The organism is Dietzia sp. SLG310A2-38A2 (assembly GCF_014145095.1).
Classification (GTDB): domain Bacteria; phylum Actinomycetota; class Actinomycetes; order Mycobacteriales; family Mycobacteriaceae; genus Dietzia.
Window position 1 is genome coordinate 1 of record NZ_JAALDX010000288.1, and the last position, 2,123, is coordinate 2,123.

The 2,123-nt window shown below is 71.4% G+C and carries 2 protein-coding genes; both read right to left on the minus strand.

The window, feature by feature from the left end; all coding sequences use genetic code 11:
* A partial coding sequence (locus tag G6027_RS10650; protein ID WP_241727029.1) for an alpha/beta hydrolase occupies positions 1–1,279 on the minus strand: 1,279 nt, incomplete at its 3' end.
* Positions 1,276–2,123: alanine racemase (gene alr, locus G6027_RS10655; RefSeq protein ID WP_182637156.1), on the minus strand; the 848-nt coding region annotated here is incomplete at its 5' end. The genes alr and G6027_RS10650, both read right to left, overlap by 4 nt.

The window sequence follows — 2,123 nt, forward strand, 5'->3', positions numbered from 1 at the left end:
GGCTCGGCGACCCGGTGCCGGTCGGCGACCCGGTGCCGGCCGATGACCCTGTACCGCTCGACGACCCCCGTGTCCGCGTGCGCCACTCGACGATGGCGTCCGCGATGAGGTCACCGAGGACCTCCGACACGTGCGCCGGTTCCTCCAGCATCACCATGTGTCCGGCACCGGGGACCACCACGAACTCCGCGTCCGGCAGTGCCTCGGCGATGTCCACCGAGCGGTCCAGGGGGGTGAGCAGATCGCGGTCACCGCACAACACCGTGGTGCGTACGTCCCGGAGCACGGGCATGGCCGCCGTCTCGTCGTGCCGGGTCAGGGTCTCGAAGAAGTTCGCGATGGTCAGCACGTCCGTCGAGGCGATGAGCTTGTCCACGAACCTGGCGACGGTCGGGCTCATCTTGGCCGGGTCGCCGAACGATCCGCCGTAGATGAACGGGGAGATGATCGCCCCGAGGGCTTTGCGGCTGCTGGTGAACACCGCAGGGGTGCGGCCGGCGAGGCCCACGAATCTGCTGACGGCCCTGCTGTCGAGGACGGCACCCAGGCCCGACTCCGACAGTTCCGCCATCGCCGTGGCGACCAGTCCCACGCCCAACACGCGCTCGCGGACCGCCTCCTCGTGGCGGACGGCGTAGCCCAGGACCGACATGCCCCCCATGGAGTGTCCGATCGCCACGATCGGGCCCGTCGGTGCCGTGGCCGAGATCACCGAATTGAGGTCGGACGCCAGCTGGGCGATGGTCGAGTTGTCGCGCGAGCTCTTGCCGCTGAGTCCGTGACCTCTCTGGTCGTAGAAGACCAACCGGACCTCGGAACCGAAGCGGTCCTGGAGATGGCGGCGCTGGAAGTGCCAGGAATCCATCGAGAGCGTGTATCCGTGGGCGAACACGACGGTCATCGGCGCATCGGTCGGTCCGGCCTCACGCACCGCGAGCGGGACACCGTCCGAGGCGGCGACCATCGAACCCCGGTCGACCCCGAGTTCCCACATGTCCTCGCCGGCCCACGGGTCGCCTGCCCGTCGTCCCGGGAGGAGCGTGCCCACGGATCCGATCGTCGCGGCACCGAGGGCGCTCAGACCCGCCGCGAGACCGCCCGGAGCCCGGATCTGCTCGTCGACGGCCTCGACGGCCTCGGCGTCCCGGCTCGCCCCGCCCACCAGTTCGGGTGACCTGACCTCGACGGGCTCCCCCGCGGCCGACCGGGAGGGACGGCGGGGCCACCGCAGTCGGGGCAACGATCTCCGGCGATCGGCCGCATCGTCTTCTCCACTCATAGTGAACCCTCCCTCTGACCACCGGGGGCGTGGCGGGCCCCGAGAACGTGATGGCGCACCGCTCGGCCGCGGACGGCGGTGACGACCTCGTAGTGGATGGTCCCCAGGGTTCGCGCCCACTCGGCCGCGGTCGGGCCGCCGTCGGAACCGTTGCCGAACAGGATGGCGGTGTCCCCCGCCCGCACCGTGTCGCCCGGGTCGGGGCCCAGGTCCACGACGAACTGGTCCATGCAGACACGTCCGACGTTCGGGTACCGACGCCCGTTGACAGCCACGTCGAGCCTGCCCGACAGCAGGCGCCACACCCCGTCGGCGTACCCCGCCGCCACGAGCGCCACGGTGGTGTCCTGCGGGGCGTGCCACGTGTGCCCGTAGCTCACCCCCTGACCGGCTGCGATGCGTTTGACCATCAGGACCTCGGCGGAGAACGTCATCGCCGGGACCAGATCCGCCTCGAGACCGTCGACCGGATTGAGCCCGTAGAGGGCGATTCCGGGGCGGACCATCTCGAACCCGTCGTCCGGGCGGGTCAGGGTGGCCGCGGAGTTGGCGTGGTGGTTGATCGGGCACTCCACCCCGCGGGCGCGGGCCTGCGCCACGCAGGCGTGCAGACGGTCGACCTGCTGGTCGATCACCGGGTTGCCCGGATCGTCGGCGTGCGCGAAGTGCGCCATCAGCCCGGTCACCTCGATGAGGCCCTCGTCGGAGGCGGCGACGAGCCGGCCGAGCAGGGCGGGCCACTCGTCGAGGGTGATGCCGGAGCGGGCGAGCCCGGTGTCGATCTTGGGGGTCACCCTGGCGCGGCGTCCGGTCCGGCGGGCGGCGTCGAGCACGGTGTCGAGGT